Here is a 14,957-nt window from a genome sequence, read left to right as displayed (position 1 = left end):
GTCTGTTATGGGCAAATTTGCCCTTGGGGTGGCTGCCATATCCGCGGTGGCGGCGTTCACCGTGGTGAACGCTGGGCCTGCTTCCGCGGGGGCCAGTGGTGTGGCAATCGCTGAGGTGCCGGGGTACACCGCTGTGTCGCGCGATGGTGGATTCCAGGCCGCGGCGGGCGATCTCTATGGGGCGCTGGCGTTGTCGGCGGGCCAGGCCGTGGTGGCCTCGGCGGTGAATTACGGCAGCTGGGCGGCGGCGAGCCGGGCCGCGCTCGATGAGTGTGGTGTGCGGGACTGCCAGGTCGTCGTCGAGTTCCGCAATGCCTGCGGTGCTGTGGCGCAGGGCGCGGACTACCGCTTCGGCTGGGCGTGGGATCACTCCCTGGCCGCGGCCGAGCGCTCCGCGGTGGATGTGCTCGGCATCAGTGCGGCACCGTTCCCTGATCCGGGCTCGGCGTCGCCGCGTGCGGCGAGCGTTATCCTGTCTGCTTGCACTGCGAACATCTAGACGAATTCGGTAGTGGCACGGGCTGAATTGGCCTGTGCCACTACTGAATTCAGCGGCGCAGCACTTTTCTGGCGAGCCAGTTGCCGAAGAACTGCACACCTTGCACACCGGCGATGATGATCAGCACCGCCACGATCGTGACCTGCCACTGGAATTGCTGATACCCGTAGACGATGGCGAAATCACCGAGTCCGCCGCCGCCAACAGTGCCCGCCATCGCGGAGATATCGACAATCGAGATCACCACAAAGGTGTAGCCGAGGATCAACGGCCCCAGCGCTTCCGGGATGAGCAGCGTGAGAATGATCCGCAGTGGTCGCGCACCGACCGCACGCGCGGCCTCGATCACGCCGGGATCGACTGTCACCAGGTTCTGCTCCACGATCCGGGCGAGCCCGAACGAGGCCGCGACGATCATCACGAACAGCGCCGCCTCCGAGCCGATCGTGGTGCCGACCACCTCCAGGGTGACCGGGCCGAGCGCGGCCAGCAAGATGATGAACGGAATCGGGCGCACCACATTGACGAACACATTGAGCACGAAGTAGATCGGCCCGTTCGCCAGCAGTCCACCCTTGCGGGTCGTGTAGAGCGCTGTCCCGAGCACCAGCCCGATCACCCCCGCGACGACGAACGTCACGCCGACCAGATAGACCGTGGTCCCGATCGCCTCGAACAGCGTGGGCCGCAGCTTCTCCCAGTTGGTCTCCATCAGCCCGCCTTCCGTTCCAGGTCGGCGACGACGCGATCCAGCGCGGCGTCGGGCCCGTGCAGCGCCAGGGTGACGCTGCCGAAAGTCTTGTCCTGCAACGTACTCACCCCGCCGTAGACGATCTCGAAACGCACGTCGGCGGCGGCAGCGGCAGCCAACGCCGCCCCGATCCCGGCGTGATCGTCGATGTCGACAGTGACCAGCCTGCCCCCGTGCAGCGCCCGCAGCCGATCCAGCTCCGCCGCGCCGGGCCGGTTGTGCAGCACGGTCGCTACGAACGACCGTGTCGGCGCGGCCTGCGGTGCGGCGAAAACATCGAAGGTGGCGGCCAATTCGGCGATCCCCCCCTCGGCGAGCACCGCCACCCGGTCGGCGACCGCGCGGATCACCTCCATCTCATGGGTGATCACCACAATGGTCACCCCGAGCTCGGCATTGATCTTCTTCAGCAGTCGCAGCACCTCCCCGGTGGTTTCCGGGTCGAGCGCGGAGGTGGCCTCGTCGGCCAGCAACAGCGAGGGCGAGGTCGCCAGCGCCCGCGCGATCCCGACGCGCTGTTTCTGCCCACCGGAGAGCTGATCGGGGTACGCGCGCGCCTTGTCGGTGAGCCCGACGAATTCGAGCAACTCGGCCACGCGGGCCTTGCGCTCGGCCCGTTTCCAGCCCGCCACCTTCAGCGGATACTCGATATTGCCTGCGGCAGTGCGTGATCGGAACAGGTTGAACTGCTGGAACACCATGCCGATATCGCGGCGCAGCCGGCGCACCGCCGACTCCGGCACCCCGGTGATGGGAGTGCCGGAAATCGTGACGGTGCCCGAGGTCGGCTTGTCCAGCGCGTTGATCAGCCGGACCAGCGTGGACTTGCCCGCCCCGGAATAGCCGATGACGCCGAAGATCTCACCCGGCTCGATCCGCAGGTCGATGCCGTCGAGTGCGGTGTGCCGATCGGCGCCGCTGCCGAAAACCTTGGTGACGGACCGGAATTCGACGGCGGCTGGGTGCGCACTCACTTGGTGGTGCGGATGCCCTGCTGCACCCGGTTCAGGATCTGTTCGAGCTCGGCACCGGGCCGGTTCACCGCGACCGCGGTGCCCTTGGTGGTCTCGGCGTGCGCGGTCGCCACCGCCGGATCTTTCCAGATCTCGACCAGCTTCAGATACGTCGGATTCGTCTTGTCCGCAGCCCGGCTGACGATCACATTGATGTAGGGCTCGGCGGCGGGATTCTTCGGATCATCCTTGTACAGCGCCGATTTCGGGTCGACGCCCGAACGTTCGAGGAAGGTGTTGTTGATGACCGATCCGTCGACGGAGGGCAGCGACAGCGCGGTCTGGGCGGCGTCCACCGGTGTCACCCGCACTTTGGAGGCGCCCTTGTCGATGTCGGCGGGGGTCGGCTGCGCCGAGGTGCCGGTGATCTTCAGCAACCCGGCGGCCTGCAGCACGAACAGCGCGCGCGCCTGGTTGGTCGGATCGTTGGGAATCGCGATCTCGCCACCGGCCGGGATATCGGCGAGTGCCTTGTGCCTGTTCGAGTAGAGCCCCAGCGGCACAATGTAGGTCGAGCCGATCGGGGTGAGTGTGTCCGAGCTCGCCACGTTGTACTGGCCGAGGAATTGCAGGTGCTGGAACAGATTGAGGTCGATCTGATTCTGCGACAGCGCCGTATTCGGCTGCTTGTAGTCGGAGAAATTGGTGACCTTCAGCGTGATGCCCTGCTCCTTCGCCTTCTGTTCGAAGACCTCGAAAGCCTTGTCCTTGTCGGTGGTGCCGATCCGTACCAGCGTGCCCGACGCGTCATCGGAACCGCACGCGGTCAGGGTGAGGGCCGCGGTTGCTATCAGCACTGGGATCGCCAGTGTCCGAAGGAATTTCACTTGTACTCCCGAATTGCTCGCAGAAGAGGAACTCGGCCATCCAAGCTGCCGGCACTACCGGCCGACAACGGTTTGACTTGCCGTGAGCGAAATCCTCGCAAACAGTGGTACGCCCGTCTAACTTGCCGACATGCGAATCCTGCGCCGTCTTCTGGCGATTCCGGTCCGCGAGCTCGGGTCGGACAGGATCAGCGCAGTGGGTGCTCAACCGACAATCTGCCGCGGCGGACGAGGTCGCGCTTGGTGATCGGCGGCAGCGTGGCGTCGTCGTCCGGGGCGGCGGGGTTGGGCCGCACCAGCAGGGTGACGGTCGCGGCGGGCACGAACCCGCTGCTGGTCATCAGCGCGGCCGAGGCGCTGTTGCGGTCCTCGACATCGGTGACGATATGGCGGGCGCCGCGCGCGAACAGCGCCTCCGAGCACACGTTCACCAGCCGCCGGGCGATCCCGTGGCCTTGCATATCGGGGGCGACCGCGATCCATTCCAGATACGCCCAGTCGTCGCGATGCTCGAACTCCATCGACCCGAGCACGAACCCGACCACCCGGTCGGAGTCCAGGGCCACCCAGCAGGCATTGTCGGGGCTGTCGAGGTGCTCGGCGACGGCCGTGAGCGACCACGACGTGTAGGGCTTGATGGTGGTGTCGAAGACCTGATGGCCGAGGTCGAGGACTTGACGCAGATGTCCCAATCCCATCGGCACGACAGCGATGGCGGTGTCCATAGCCGCCAGTGTGCCCTACGCGCCCTTGCGGGTCGCGGTCTTGGACGCGGTGGATTTGCTCGTGGCGGCCTTGCGCGGTGCGGCTTTCTTGGCGGCCTTTTTCGCGGGCTTGTCCGGGGCGGCTTCCCGGCGACCGCTGGCCTCGAGACTGCGTTGCAGCGCGGCGACCAGATCCACGACTTCGGCATCGGCCTGTTCGGCGGGCTCGGTTTCCGCGGCGGGCTCGACCTTGCCGGTGCCGCTGGCGATCGCCTCATCGAGAAGTTTCTGTAGTTCGATCTGGTATTCGTCGGTGTATTCGGACGGGTCGAAATCGCCCGACATCGACTCGACGAGAGTTTCGGCCATCTTCAGTTCTTGCGGGCGCGGGGCGGGCGCGTCGTCGAGCGACGGGAATTCGACGGCCCGCACCTCGTCGGGCCACAGCAGCGTCTGCAGGACCAGCACGCCGTCGCGCACGCGTAATGCGGCCAGCCGGGTCTTCTGGCGCAGCGTGAAATGCACGAGCGCGGTCTTGTCGATGCGTTCGAGGGTCGCCGCCAGCAATTGGTAGGCCTTCGGCGTCGCGGAATCCGGTTCGAGGTAATAGCTCTTGTCGAACAGCACCGGGTCGATCTGATCGGACGGCACGAATTCCAGCACCGGAATCTCATGCTTCTCCGCCGCGGGCAGCTTCGAGAAATCGGCGTCGGTCAGCACCACCTGCTCGCCATCGGGCGAGGTGTAGGCCTTGTCGATATCGGCGAACTGCACAGAATTGCCACACACCTGGCAGACCCGGTCATATTTGATCCGGCCCCCGTCCTTGGCGTGGACCTGGTGGAACCGAATGTCATGGTCCTCGGTCGCGGTATAAACCTTGACCGGGACATTGACCAGCCCGAAAGCGATCGAGCCCTTCCAGATCGATCTCATGCACCCCATCATGGTCGAAATGTCGCGTCGCGGCGAGCAAGCGATCCCGAATAGGTGCTGGTCCGTGATCCGCCGGAGCGTGAAATCGTTGCGTCTGGTCCAATCAACGGGTGGGTGTGGAGGTGATCGTCTGTGGGCTCGGTCCGGCGGGCCGGGCTGTTGCTCATCGTGCGCTGGCGGCGGGGCGCGACGTCACGGTGATCGATCCGCATCCGGACCGGGTATGGACGCCGACCTATGCGGCGTGGGCCGATGAACTACCGGAGTGGCTGGATTCCGGCGTGGTGGCGGCGGTTGACGCACCGACGGCGTGGGCGGTGGGCGAGCATCGGATCGATCGCGTCTATCAGGTGTTCGATACGGCGGCGCTGCAGTCGGCGCTGACGCTGGACGGCGCGACCGTGATCGCGGACCGGGCCGTCGAGGTGGACGCACGAGAAGTGCGGACGGCCGGTGGCCTGACCCGCACCGGTCAGGTGGTCGATGCGCGGGGGCTGGCGCGATCGGCGCATCGCGCCGAGCAGACCGCATACGGCGTCGTCTCGGCCCGTGGCGAACTAGCGCAGACGCTGTTCATGGACTGGCGCCTCGACAACGGTGCCGATCCGGACGACCCACCCTCCTTTCTGTACGCGGTACCGCTCAGTGCCGACACCGCGCTGTTCGAGGAGACCTGCCTCGCCGGCCGGCCTGCGCTCGCGCCGGAGGTGCTGCGGCGCAGACTCGAACACCGGTTACGGGCGCGGGGGATCGCACTCACCGGAGCCGAACCTGTTGAGCGAGTGCGATTTCCGGTGCAGGGAGGCACACCGGGCGGTGGCCGATTCGGTGCGGCCGGTGGCTTGACCCATCCCGCGACCGGATACAGCGTCGCCGCCGCACTCGCCGCCGCGGACACCGTCGTCACGGGTGGCACCGTGTGGACTCCGCGAGCGCGGGCAGTGGCGGCCCTGCGGCGCGCGGGATTACGCGCGCTGCTGGCTCTCCCGCCCCGCGAAGTCCCGGTGTTCTTCGAGGTGTTCTTCGGTTTGCCTGCCCCCCTTCAGCTTTCCTATCTGTCCGGCCACAGCGACCTCGGCGGCACCCTCGCCGCGATGCGCGCACTGTTCGCCGACCTGCCCCCGAATCTGCGCCGCGCTGTCGTGACCTCGGTCATCGGTGCGTCCGGCCGGTAGCCGGCGAGCGCTCGCGCCGCGGTGCGAAACGGTGCGCCGGACGCGCCTCGGCGTTCACCGAACTCGACCCGCAGAGCCCTTGACGCCGCCGGTGGAGGTGGCGAGACGGTCGCCGTGCCGGGGTGGTCGAGACCGGTGGCCGACGGGAAGAACAAGGGTGTGCCAGAGGCCCGGCGGTGGCGCCACGAAGTTGCTACGATCGCCTCGCGAACGCGCCGACCCGCCAACAGGATCGGGCCGACGAGGCGGACGGCCGGAAGTGTCTCGAGCCCCCGCACGTCGATCTGCGTGCCGCTCGGTTGTGTGACGAGTTAGGGGACAATCCGGTGTTCGAATTCACCAGGCGGCGCAGCTGCTGGGTGCTCGGCGTTTTCGCGGTGCTCGCGGTGGTGCTCGGCGCACTGGGTGCCACGCTGTTCGAGCGGGTGGAGGGCGGCGGATACACCGACCCCGGCAGCGAATCCAGCCGTGCGCTCGAGGTGTTGCGCGAGGAGTTCGGCCAGGCGCCGCCGAACCTGCTGTTGCTGGTGGAAACCGAGTCGTCGGTCGAGGACCCCGAATCCACCGCGGCGGCAACGGCATTGGTCGCCAACCTGCAGGAACGTGCCGGTGTCACCGAGGTGATGTCGTATTGGACCTCCCACCAGCCCGCGCTGCGCAGTGTCGACGGCAAGCAGGGCCTGATCGTCGCGAGTGTGCTCGGCAGCGAACGCGAGATCGACGAACGCGTCACCGCCATCTCCGGCGAGCTGACGGGCAAACAAGGATCGTTGCAGGTCAGGGCGGGCGGATTCGCCATGCTCATGCACGAGACGGTGCAGCAGAGCAAGACCGATATCGCCAAGGGCGAGGCCATCGCCTTCCCGCTCACGCTGATCGCGCTGCTGTTCGTCTTCGGCGGCCTGGTCGCCGCTAGCCTGCCGCTGCTCGTCGCGATCGGCACCGTGCTCACCACCATGGGCGCGCTGTGGCTGCTCACCCTGTTCACCCCGCTGTCGGTCACCGCGACCAACGTGGCGACGCTGCTCGGCCTCGGTCTGGCCATCGACTACAGCCTGCTGATCGTCAACCGCTACCGCGACGAACTCGCCGACGGCCGCAACCCGGCAGGCGCGGTGGCCACCACCCTGCGCACCGCGGGCCGCACCGTCGCGTTCTCGGCGCTCACCGTCGCGGTGGCGCTGGCCGGGTTGCTGTTCTTCCCACTGCTGGCGATCCGGTCGATGGGTTACGCGGGCATCGTCGTCGCGGCGCTGGCCGCGCTGGTCTCGCTCACCGTGCTGCCCGCCGCGCTGCTGCTGATCGGCACGCGCATCGACAAGGGTCAGCTCGGCTGGTGGTTCCTGCGCGCCCCGCGCCCCGCACCGGGTGAGGGCGCCTGGCACAAGCTGGCCACCGCCGTGATGCGCAAGCCGATCTCGATCGGGCTCGCTGTCACCGCCCTGCTGCTGCTGCTCGGCGCGCCGTTCCTCGGCGTGAAACTCGGTTTCCCGGACGAACGAACCCTGCCGGAATCGATGAACTCCCGTCAGGTCACCGAGATCGTGGCACGCGACTTCAGCGAGAGCGACCAGCACACGCTCGTCGCGGTGCTTCCTGACAGTGCTTACAGCGCGGCGGGACTCGACACCATCGCCCGTGCCATGTCCGACCTGGACAATGTCCGCCGCGTCGACACCGCCACCGGCAGCTACGCCCAGGGCGGCCTGTTTGTCGAACCCACGGCGGCCAACGCGCGCTTCCGGGTCGAGAAGGCCGTCTACCTGTCGATCGTGCCGACCACCGGAGACAGCGATGCCCTCGCCGGTCTGGTCGAGCAGGTGCGCGCGGTGCGCACGCCGAGCGAATTGCTGGTCGGTGGCGTGGCCGCGGCCAATGCCGACTCGGTCGCCGCCATCGAGAACGCACTGCCATGGGCGCTCGGGTTCGTGGTGATCATGATGCTGATCGTGCTGTTCGCGCTCACCGGCAGCATGGTGCTGCCGGTGCTGGCGGTGATCCTCAGCGCGCTGAGCCTGACCGCGACCTTCGGTGCGCTGGTGTGGATCTTCCAGGACGGGCACCTGTCCGGGGTGCTCGGCTTCACCGTCACCGGGGATCTGTCCGCCACGGTCCCGGTGATGTTGTTCGCCGCCGCCTTCGGGCTCGCGATGGACTACCAGGTGTTCCTGCTGTCGCGGATCCGGGAGGAATACGACCGCACCGGCAAGAACGAGACCGCGGTCGCGCTCGGCCTGGAACGGGTCGGGCGCATCGTCACCGCCGCCGCGATCCTCATCTCGCTGGTCTTCCTCGGCTTCCTGGCCTCCGACATCACCTTCATGAAGGCGTTCGGCATCGGTCTGCCGCTGGCGGTGATCGTCGACGCCACCCTCGTGCGCGGGTTCCTGCTGCCCGCCGCGATGAAGGTGCTCGGCGACGCGAACTGGTACGCACCGGAATTCCTGCACCGCCTGCACGACCGGTGGGGCCTGGACGACAGTGGTGCGGCGCGGCCGCCGAAACGTGAAGTGGTGGTGCGTGATCCGCTCGCCGCCCGGCCCGAGGAGATCGTCGTCGTGGATCCACTGGCGCGAGCTGAGGCGGCGCGGGCCGAGGCAGCACGGGCTGAGGCGGCGCGAACCGAGGACAGCGCCGGAGCGCGGGAGAACGCGCGGGCCAAGGAAAGCCTTTCGGCGTCGACAGGAAGCCGCGAGACCTCGGACTGACCAGGCGCCGGTCTGATCCGTCAACACCACGCTGAAGGGCGGCACCGGTTCAGTTCCGGTGTCGCCCTTCGGTATTCAAGCGATGTCTCAGATGCCGCCGGTGGCCAGCAGCCCGCCGTCGACCCGCACACAATCACCGGTGATCCACGCGGCCTCGTCGGACACCAGGAACGCGATCAGCCGGGCCACGTCTTCGGGCACGCCGAGCCGCTTCATCGGGTACACGCTCGCGGCGCGCTCCTCGTCGTCGGCGTACAGCGCATCGGCGAACTTGGTCTTCACCACGCCCGGTGCCACCGCGTTGACGCGGATCTTGGGGCCCAGCTGCCAGGCCAGCTCCTCGGTGAGCCGGATCAACGCCGCCTTCGACGCGCCGTAGGCCGAGATCACCCCGGACGACCGGATGCCCGCGACGCTGGCCACGTTCACCACGGCGCCGCCGTGCTCGGCCATCCACGCGCGGTAGGCCTGCTGCACATAGCCCAGCGACGCCACCACGTTCACCTCGAAGATCTTGCTGACGCCGCCCAGATCGGCGTCCATCAGCGGACCGTAGACGGGGTTGATGCCGGTGTTGTTGATCAGGATGTCGAGCGAGCCGTACTCGGTGACGGCTCTGGCCACGGCCTCCGCGCGCGCGTCGGCATCGCCGGCATTGCCGGCGAAAGTGCTCACCTGGCCCTTGTGGCCGAGCGCGCGCAGCTCGGTCGCGGCGACCTCGAGCGGTTCGGGTTTACGGGCGGTGATCAGCACGTTCGCGCCCCGGCTCAGCAGTTCGGCCGCGGTCGCGAGCCCGATGCCGCGACTGGCTCCGGTGACGAGAGCGGTGCGGCCAAGTAGATCGGTAGTCATGGCACGAGAGTAACCACGCTCACATCGGGCAGCGCCGGGTTCGGCCTCCGGAGACGTCGACGGTAAAATAACTGGTTCTTGCCGAAATACCTTTCCCGTTTTGTCTTACTCTGAGGAGAACTCTGTGATCACGGCGACCGACCTGGAGGTCCGGGCCGGAGTCCGCACCCTGCTCTCGGCCCCTGGGCCGGCGCTGCGGGTGCAGTCCGGCGACCGGATCGGACTGGTCGGTCGCAACGGTGCGGGCAAGACCACCACCCTGCGCATCCTCGCGGGCGAGGGTGAACCGTACGCCGGAAAGATCACTCGCTCCACCGACATCGGCTACCTGCCACAGGACCCGAAGGAGGGCGATCTCGATGTGATCGCCAAAGACCGGGTCCTGTCGGCGCGCGGCCTCGACGTCCTGCTGCGCGATATGGAGAAGGCCCAGCTCGAAATGGCCGAGGTCGCCGACGATGCCGCCCGCGACAAGGCGATTCGCCGGTACGGCCGCCTCGAAGACCAGTTCTCCTCGCTCGGTGGCTACGTCGCCGAAAGCGAGGCGGCGCGCATCTGCAACAGCCTCGGCCTGCCCGACCGCGTCCTGGACCAGCAGCTGCGCACCCTCTCCGGTGGTCAGCGGCGCCGCATCGAGCTGGCCCGCATCCTGTTCTCCGCGTCCGACGGCTCGGGTGGGCGCTCGGACCGCATCCTGCTGCTCGACGAGCCGACGAACCACCTCGACGCCGACTCGATCACCTGGCTGCGCGGGTTCCTGCAGAACCACGACGGCGGACTGATCGTGATCAGCCACGATGTGGAACTGCTCGGCGACGTGGTCAACAAGGTGTGGTTCCTCGACGCCGTGCGCGGTGAGCCCGACGTCTACAACATGGGCTGGAAGAAGTACCTCGATGCCCGCGCCACCGACGAGCAGCGCCGCGTCCGCGAGCGCGCCAACGCCGAGAAGAAGGCGGGCGCGCTGCGTCAGCAGGCCGCCAAACTCGGCGCGAAGGCCACCAAAGCCGCTGCGGCACACCAGATGGTGCGTCGCGCCGAACGGTTGATCAACGAGCTCGACGACGTGCGCGTGAGCGACAAGGTCGCCCGCATCCGGTTCCCCGAGCCCGCGGCCTGCAGCAAGACTCCGCTGATGGTCAAGGACCTGACCAAGCTCTACGGTTCGCTCGAGATCTTCACCGGCGTGAACTTCGCCGTCGACAAGGGCAGTCGCGTGGTGGTGCTGGGGCTCAACGGTGCCGGTAAGACGACCATGCTGAAACTGCTCGCCGGTGTCGAGACGCCGACCGCGGGTGGCGTCGAGCAGGGGCGTGGGCTCAAGGTCGGCTACTTCGCCCAGGAGCACGACACCCTCGACGATCAGGCCTCGGTGTGGGAGAACATCCGCCATGCCTCCCCTGACGCGGGGGAGCAGGAGCTGCGCAGCCTGCTCGGTGCGTTCATGTTCACCGGGCCGCAGCTCGACCAGCCCGCCGGCACGCTCTCCGGCGGTGAGAAAACGCGTCTGGCGCTGGCCGGGCTGGTGTCCTCGGCGGCGAATGTGCTGCTGCTCGACGAGCCGACCAACAACCTCGACCCGGTCTCCCGCGAGCAGGTCCTCGAGGCGCTGCGCACCTACGCGGGCGCCGTGGTGCTGGTGACCCACGATCCTGGTGCGGCCGAGGCGCTCAACCCGGAGCGGGTCATTCTGCTTCCCGACGGCACCGAGGACCACTGGTCCGCCGAGTACGCGGAGCTCATCGATCTCGCCTAGGGCCGGTGTGTCGTGCGTGAAACGCGGTGTCGGGAAGGAACTCGCCGGGGCCGCGTGAGTTTGATCACTGTTTTCGTTGATCACCGAGTGCGGAGTGTCTAGCCTGGAAGGAGTGCTCGGCGACTCGGAGGAAGCCATGAGCGACAGTGCCAGACAGGCCGCTAGGGCGGCCAAGGGTAAATCGACGATCGGCAAGGCAGTACTGGGCAAGGGCACCCGGGTGACGGGCAAGTCCCGCGACCGGTTGCAGACCCAGTTGAAGAAGCAGTACGAGGCGGGCGCGTCCATTCGCACCCTGGCCAGGTCCACCGGCCGCTCGTACGGCTTCATCCACAATGTGCTGGTCGAGTCACATGTCGAACTGCGTGGGCGCGGCGGCGCCAATCGGCGCAAGAATCCGGCCGACTGAGCCGCGCGTCGTCGACGGAGCCGCTACCAGCCTGCGACGGCTCCGTCGCTGCGGACCAGCAGATTCGCCAGGCTGGCGAACAGCGGCAGCCCCGTCTTGATCTCGAGGTACGCGAACTGCCCCTGCGGGTTCACCTCGAGGAAGTAGTACTCGCCATCGCTGCCGAGGCGGAGGTCGACGACACCGAAGCTGAGTCCGAGCGCGCCCATCAGGGTCGCGAGGGACTTGCTGACCGACGCCGGTAGCCGATCGGGCGCGAAGGCGACCGAGGTGTCGAGGCGGGAGTCGATGCGGCCGACCCCGGCTTGGGAGTCGATGCGCACACTCCACTCGACACCGTCGACCCACACCACCCGCAGATCGCAGCTGGCTTCCACATAGTCCTGGAACGTGGTCGGCGTCGAGCGGATCGAGTCGAGTCTGCTCAGCTCGGGTCCGGTGATGATCCTGGTCTCCGAGAACTCGCCACGGCCGGTGCCGGTGCGTTTGTACACCACTGGACCACAGCGGGATTCGACGAAACTGCGCGCCTCGTCCGGGTCGTTGGTGATCAGCGTCTCCGGGATCGTGAAACCCGCCCGCTGCGCGGTTTCGAGCTGCACGATCTTGCGCGTGGCGGTGCGTTCGGCGGCCGGATCATTGACCCAGTACGCCGGGATCGACCACAGCATGCCCTGCAGGAATCCGTCGCACTCGGCCTGGCGGAACTCGTCGTCGGCGGCGCGCACGCCGTGCGGCACCCGGCACGGGTGCGGCCTGCGCCACCACACCGCGCGCACGTCGTCGAGACCGTGGACATGAGAGAGCGCACGGTTGGTGCCCGCTTTGTCGAGCCGGAAACTCCCTGTCTCGGAAGGGAAGTCGCGCAGGTCGAGTCGAATCGGGTCGAGCCCGTGGTGTTCTCGCAGGGTCGACGCCAGCGCATCGGCGTGCAGGTCGTCGGTTTCGGAGACGATGAGCACGGCGTCGGTAGCGCCTTCCATAACTTCTGTGCCGTTTCAGTCGAGGCTGTCGCAGTTGATGCCGTCGCGGAAGGTGAACGTCGCCCCGGTGACACCACCTCGTTCGGCGATGCGCAGTTTCGTGGCCCAGCCGCGGGTGGCGCGGGCCAGCTGCTCGTCGCCCAGCGCCTCCGACGGTTCCGGCGCGAGGGTGATCGGCCGGTCCACCAGCTCGACGCGCATGCGCCGGGTGAAATCGGCGGTGGCGCCGGGGCGGATGTCGACCCGCACCTGACGTTCACCCGCGCCCGCGCGGTCTTCGGTGAGTCGCACGACGTCGTTGCGGTCGAAAGTCCAGGTACCGCCGTCGACGCGCACCGAGATGTCGCGATCGGACTCGGCCACCAGCAATCCGCGCAAGGCGGGGCCCCGATCTCGGGACGACGCGGTTGCGGGGAGGTGGATGGCGTCGGTCATGGGCACTCACTCCGATCTTCTCGTCTGCTCGCAATTTGCCAGAACCCCAAAAGGTGCTTCGGATCATAGCGTGAACGAGTGGCCCGCCGAGCGGGTTCGCAAGATTTGCGGAGCGCCGGGCAAACCGCCGAGCGGCGCGTGATCGCCTTGCGGGGAAAGAATTTCGGACAACTCGGATGCCACAACTGTGTTCGCACGGGCAATCCGGCAGCAAACACCTATGACAGCGGCGCGGCAGGCATCCCCGGGCCGGTGCCGGATGTTGCCTGCCGCGCCGTGTGTGGTGTCTAGAGGCCGAGCAGTTCGGGATTCTCGGCGAGCTCGCGGAAGTGTTCGGCCGGGTTGGGCACGAGTTTGCGGGCCGTCAGATCCATCGCGCCTGCCACGACGGTGATCTCCGCGGCGACGGTACCGTCGAGCTTGATGATCTGGTGGTGGAACCGGAAGACCTTCTCGCCTTCCCGCCAGTCGAAGGCGCAGGTCACGGTAACTTCGTCGCCGCCGCGCAGCTCACGCTTGTACTTGATGGTCGACTCGAGCACCACCGCGCCGACGCCGCTGGCGATGAACTTGTCCTGCGGGATTCCTGCTGCGCGCAGCAGCTCCCACCGGGCATGCTCGCCGTACTGGTGGTAAACGGCGTGATTGAGGTGGCCTTGGGTGTCGAGCTCGTAGCCGCGGACGAGGACCGGTACGGAGAACGTCATACGGCGTATAACCGGCCGCTTCGGTGGCGTTGTTCCCGGTCGGGGTGAAATCTCGGCCACAGTATCAGGACGAGTGCATGACAGGTCAGCCGCGATGGGCGTTGCGCTCGGCCCACCAGGCCGGAGCGTCGACGAAGTGATTGTCGAATTCCTCTTGGGCAGCGACGAATTCGTCATGGGTGGCATCGCCGTGGATGAGGCGATCGAGCAGGCGGAAGTACTCGAAGCGTTGGACGCCGGGCATCAGGGCGATGAGGATGCGCGCGCCGCTGTCCGGGGTGGCGCCGAAGGCGTGTGGCATCTGCCGCGGGACTACCAGCGAGCCGCCCGCGCCGACGGTGAGGATGCGATCGCCCGCCATGACCTGGAGTTCGCCGTCGGCGACGTAGAACAGCTCGTCGGAGCGGGTATGGAAGTGCGGTGCGGCGCCGTCGGCACCCTGCGCCATGGTGACCTCGAGCGTGCTCACCGCGCCGTCGCTGGCGTTCGCGTCGGTGAGCAGGCGCATCCGCACGTTATCGGTGCCCAGGGTCTCGGCGTCCTCGGGCAGGCAGAGGGCGATGTCGCGGGTGTTCGTCATGACCATTCCATTCGCCGGTTGATAATTCGTTATCGAACTATATCTCAGCGAATAGAATCATGTCCATGGATGAACGCGAACCGGATGTCGTCGATGCGATCACCTCCCAGTGGCAGCGGGAGCGACCCGATCTGGACCTAGAGGCGATGGCGGTCTTCGGCAGGCTCGGCAGGCTGATGAACATCGCCACGGCACGGATCGAAAGTGTGTTCACCGCACACGGTTTGCAGCGCGGTGAGTTCGATGTGCTTGCGGCACTGCGCCGTTCGGGTTCACCGTTCGAACTCAACCCGTCGGTGCTCGCCGATACCTTGATGCTGTCGCGCGCGGGGATGACCGGCCGCATCGACCGGCTCGAAGCGGCGGGCCTGGTTCGCCGCATCGCCGATCGCGAGGACCGGCGCGCCGTGCGGGTGGCGCTCACCGTGCAGGGCCGGGCGCTCGTCGACACGGTGGTCGTGGCGCACACAGAGAACGAGACCGCGATGCTGTCGGTGCTCGAGCCCGCGGATCGTGCCGCCCTGGACCGGATCTCGCGAACCCTGCTCGATGGCTGGGCGAGCTGACCTGCCGATCCCGGCCGGGGAAAGGGCACTCTGCGATGATCCCGCCGCGCGCAATC

The 14,957-nt window shown here is 67.4% G+C and carries 16 protein-coding genes; 6 read left to right on the top strand and 10 right to left on the bottom strand.

Going from position 1 to position 14,957, the window contains the following annotated elements; all coding sequences use genetic code 11:
- The first annotated feature begins 28 nt into the window (after positions 1-28).
- Positions 29-499, top strand: coding sequence for a DUF4189 domain-containing protein (locus ACTWPB_RS24520; protein ID WP_446222891.1), 471 nt, complete (start codon positions 29-31; stop codon positions 497-499).
- Between the two features lie 49 nt (positions 500-548).
- On the opposite strand, the gene ACTWPB_RS24515 is transcribed toward ACTWPB_RS24520, so the two are convergent.
- From ACTWPB_RS24515 to ku, 5 genes are all read right to left on the bottom strand, one after another.
- Positions 549-1,211, bottom strand: coding sequence for a methionine ABC transporter permease (locus ACTWPB_RS24515; protein WP_446222890.1), 663 nt, complete (start codon positions 1,209-1,211; stop codon positions 549-551).
- Entirely contained in the window at positions 1,211-2,224 is a 1,014-nt protein-coding gene (locus ACTWPB_RS24510; protein ID WP_446222889.1) for a methionine ABC transporter ATP-binding protein, read from the bottom strand. Before ACTWPB_RS24510 ends, ACTWPB_RS24515 begins: the two co-directional genes overlap by 1 nt.
- On the bottom strand, positions 2,221-3,090 hold the full coding sequence (locus tag ACTWPB_RS24505) for a MetQ/NlpA family ABC transporter substrate-binding protein (RefSeq protein ID WP_446222888.1): 870 nt from the start codon (positions 3,088-3,090) through the stop codon (positions 2,221-2,223). The genes ACTWPB_RS24510 and ACTWPB_RS24505 overlap by 4 nt, the downstream gene beginning before the upstream one ends.
- Before the next feature lie 188 nt (positions 3,091-3,278).
- A complete protein-coding gene (locus ACTWPB_RS24500; RefSeq protein ID WP_378912931.1) occupies positions 3,279-3,815 on the bottom strand; it encodes a GNAT family N-acetyltransferase in 537 nt (178 codons plus the stop codon).
- A 15-nt stretch (positions 3,816-3,830) separates the two neighbouring features.
- Positions 3,831-4,730 carry a non-homologous end joining protein Ku gene (gene ku, locus ACTWPB_RS24495; protein ID WP_446222887.1) on the bottom strand — a complete coding sequence of 300 codons (900 nt, stop codon included), beginning with the start codon at positions 4,728-4,730 and terminating at the stop codon, positions 3,831-3,833.
- 110 nt (positions 4,731-4,840) lie between these two features.
- On the opposite strand from ku, the gene ACTWPB_RS24490 reads away from it, so the two are divergent.
- Both ACTWPB_RS24490 and ACTWPB_RS24485 read left to right on the top strand, forming a co-directional pair.
- The gene (locus ACTWPB_RS24490; protein WP_446222886.1) at positions 4,841-5,905 is read left to right on the top strand and encodes a lycopene cyclase family protein; all 1,065 of its coding nucleotides are present in this window, start codon (positions 4,841-4,843) and stop codon (positions 5,903-5,905) included.
- Positions 5,906-6,231: 326 nt separating this feature from the next.
- Positions 6,232-8,613 (top strand): MMPL family transporter, encoded by a 2,382-nt coding sequence (locus tag ACTWPB_RS24485; protein WP_446222885.1) that lies wholly within the window; start codon positions 6,232-6,234, stop codon positions 8,611-8,613.
- An 87-nt stretch (positions 8,614-8,700) separates the two neighbouring features.
- Here ACTWPB_RS24485 and ACTWPB_RS24480 read toward each other — a convergent pair whose 3' ends face one another.
- Positions 8,701-9,465 carry an SDR family oxidoreductase gene (locus ACTWPB_RS24480; protein WP_446222884.1) on the bottom strand — a complete coding sequence of 255 codons (765 nt, stop codon included), beginning with the start codon at positions 9,463-9,465 and terminating at the stop codon, positions 8,701-8,703.
- Between the two features lie 124 nt (positions 9,466-9,589).
- Here ACTWPB_RS24480 and ACTWPB_RS24475 point away from each other — a divergent pair, with 124 nt between their 5' ends.
- On the top strand, positions 9,590-11,221 hold the full coding sequence (locus ACTWPB_RS24475) for an ABC-F family ATP-binding cassette domain-containing protein (protein ID WP_446222883.1): 1,632 nt from the start codon (positions 9,590-9,592) through the stop codon (positions 11,219-11,221).
- A 136-nt stretch (positions 11,222-11,357) separates the two neighbouring features.
- Entirely contained in the window at positions 11,358-11,630 is a 273-nt protein-coding gene (locus ACTWPB_RS24470) for a helix-turn-helix domain-containing protein (protein ID WP_446222882.1), read from the top strand.
- Positions 11,631-11,653: 23 nt separating this feature from the next.
- Here the strand turns inward: ACTWPB_RS24470 and ACTWPB_RS24465 are convergent, their stop codons facing one another.
- The 4 genes from ACTWPB_RS24465 to ACTWPB_RS24450 all read right to left on the bottom strand — a co-directional run bounded on the left by ACTWPB_RS24465 (position 11,654) and on the right by ACTWPB_RS24450 (position 14,335).
- Complete coding sequence (locus ACTWPB_RS24465; protein WP_446222881.1) at positions 11,654-12,613, bottom strand: MvdC/MvdD family ATP grasp protein; 960 nt, start codon at positions 12,611-12,613, stop codon at positions 11,654-11,656.
- Between the two features lie 15 nt (positions 12,614-12,628).
- Positions 12,629-13,048, bottom strand: a complete 420-nt coding sequence (locus ACTWPB_RS24460; protein WP_446222880.1) for a hypothetical protein — start codon at positions 13,046-13,048, stop codon at positions 12,629-12,631.
- Between the two features lie 287 nt (positions 13,049-13,335).
- Positions 13,336-13,755, bottom strand: coding sequence for an acyl-CoA thioesterase (locus tag ACTWPB_RS24455; RefSeq protein ID WP_446222879.1), 420 nt, complete (start codon positions 13,753-13,755; stop codon positions 13,336-13,338).
- A gap of 85 nt (positions 13,756-13,840) precedes the next feature.
- The gene (locus ACTWPB_RS24450) at positions 13,841-14,335 is read right to left on the bottom strand and encodes a cupin domain-containing protein (protein ID WP_446222878.1); all 495 of its coding nucleotides are present in this window, start codon (positions 14,333-14,335) and stop codon (positions 13,841-13,843) included.
- Positions 14,336-14,400: 65 nt separating this feature from the next.
- On the opposite strand from ACTWPB_RS24450, the gene ACTWPB_RS24445 reads away from it, so the two are divergent.
- A complete protein-coding gene (locus ACTWPB_RS24445; RefSeq protein ID WP_446222877.1) occupies positions 14,401-14,901 on the top strand; it encodes a MarR family winged helix-turn-helix transcriptional regulator in 501 nt (166 codons plus the stop codon).
- Positions 14,902-14,957: the final 56 nt, after the last annotated feature.

The sequence above is a fragment of the Nocardia sp. IBHARD005 genome, from assembly GCF_052814245.1.
This window is presented reverse-complemented; position numbering and strand designations above follow the sequence as displayed.

What these genes read in the sequence shown, in the direction of transcription:
- ACTWPB_RS24455 (WP_446222879.1), bottom strand. Translation starts at nt 13,755, where the DNA reads ATGACGTTCTCCGTACCGGTCCTCGTCCGCGGCTACGAGCTCGACACC.
- ku (WP_446222887.1), bottom strand. Translation starts at nt 4,730, where the DNA reads ATGAGATCGATCTGGAAGGGCTCGATCGCTTTCGGGCTGGTCAATGTC.
- ACTWPB_RS24445 (WP_446222877.1), top strand. Translation starts at nt 14,401, where the DNA reads ATGGATGAACGCGAACCGGATGTCGTCGATGCGATCACCTCCCAGTGG.
- ACTWPB_RS24515 (WP_446222890.1), bottom strand. Translation starts at nt 1,211, where the DNA reads ATGGAGACCAACTGGGAGAAGCTGCGGCCCACGCTGTTCGAGGCGATC.
- ACTWPB_RS24470 (WP_446222882.1), top strand. Translation starts at nt 11,358, where the DNA reads ATGAGCGACAGTGCCAGACAGGCCGCTAGGGCGGCCAAGGGTAAATCG.
- ACTWPB_RS24450 (WP_446222878.1), bottom strand. Translation starts at nt 14,335, where the DNA reads ATGACGAACACCCGCGACATCGCCCTCTGCCTGCCCGAGGACGCCGAG.
- ACTWPB_RS24500 (WP_378912931.1), bottom strand. Translation starts at nt 3,815, where the DNA reads ATGGACACCGCCATCGCTGTCGTGCCGATGGGATTGGGACATCTGCGT.
- ACTWPB_RS24465 (WP_446222881.1), bottom strand. Translation starts at nt 12,613, where the DNA reads ATGGAAGGCGCTACCGACGCCGTGCTCATCGTCTCCGAAACCGACGAC.
- ACTWPB_RS24480 (WP_446222884.1), bottom strand. Translation starts at nt 9,465, where the DNA reads ATGACTACCGATCTACTTGGCCGCACCGCTCTCGTCACCGGAGCCAGT.
- ACTWPB_RS24460 (WP_446222880.1), bottom strand. Translation starts at nt 13,048, where the DNA reads ATGACCGACGCCATCCACCTCCCCGCAACCGCGTCGTCCCGAGATCGG.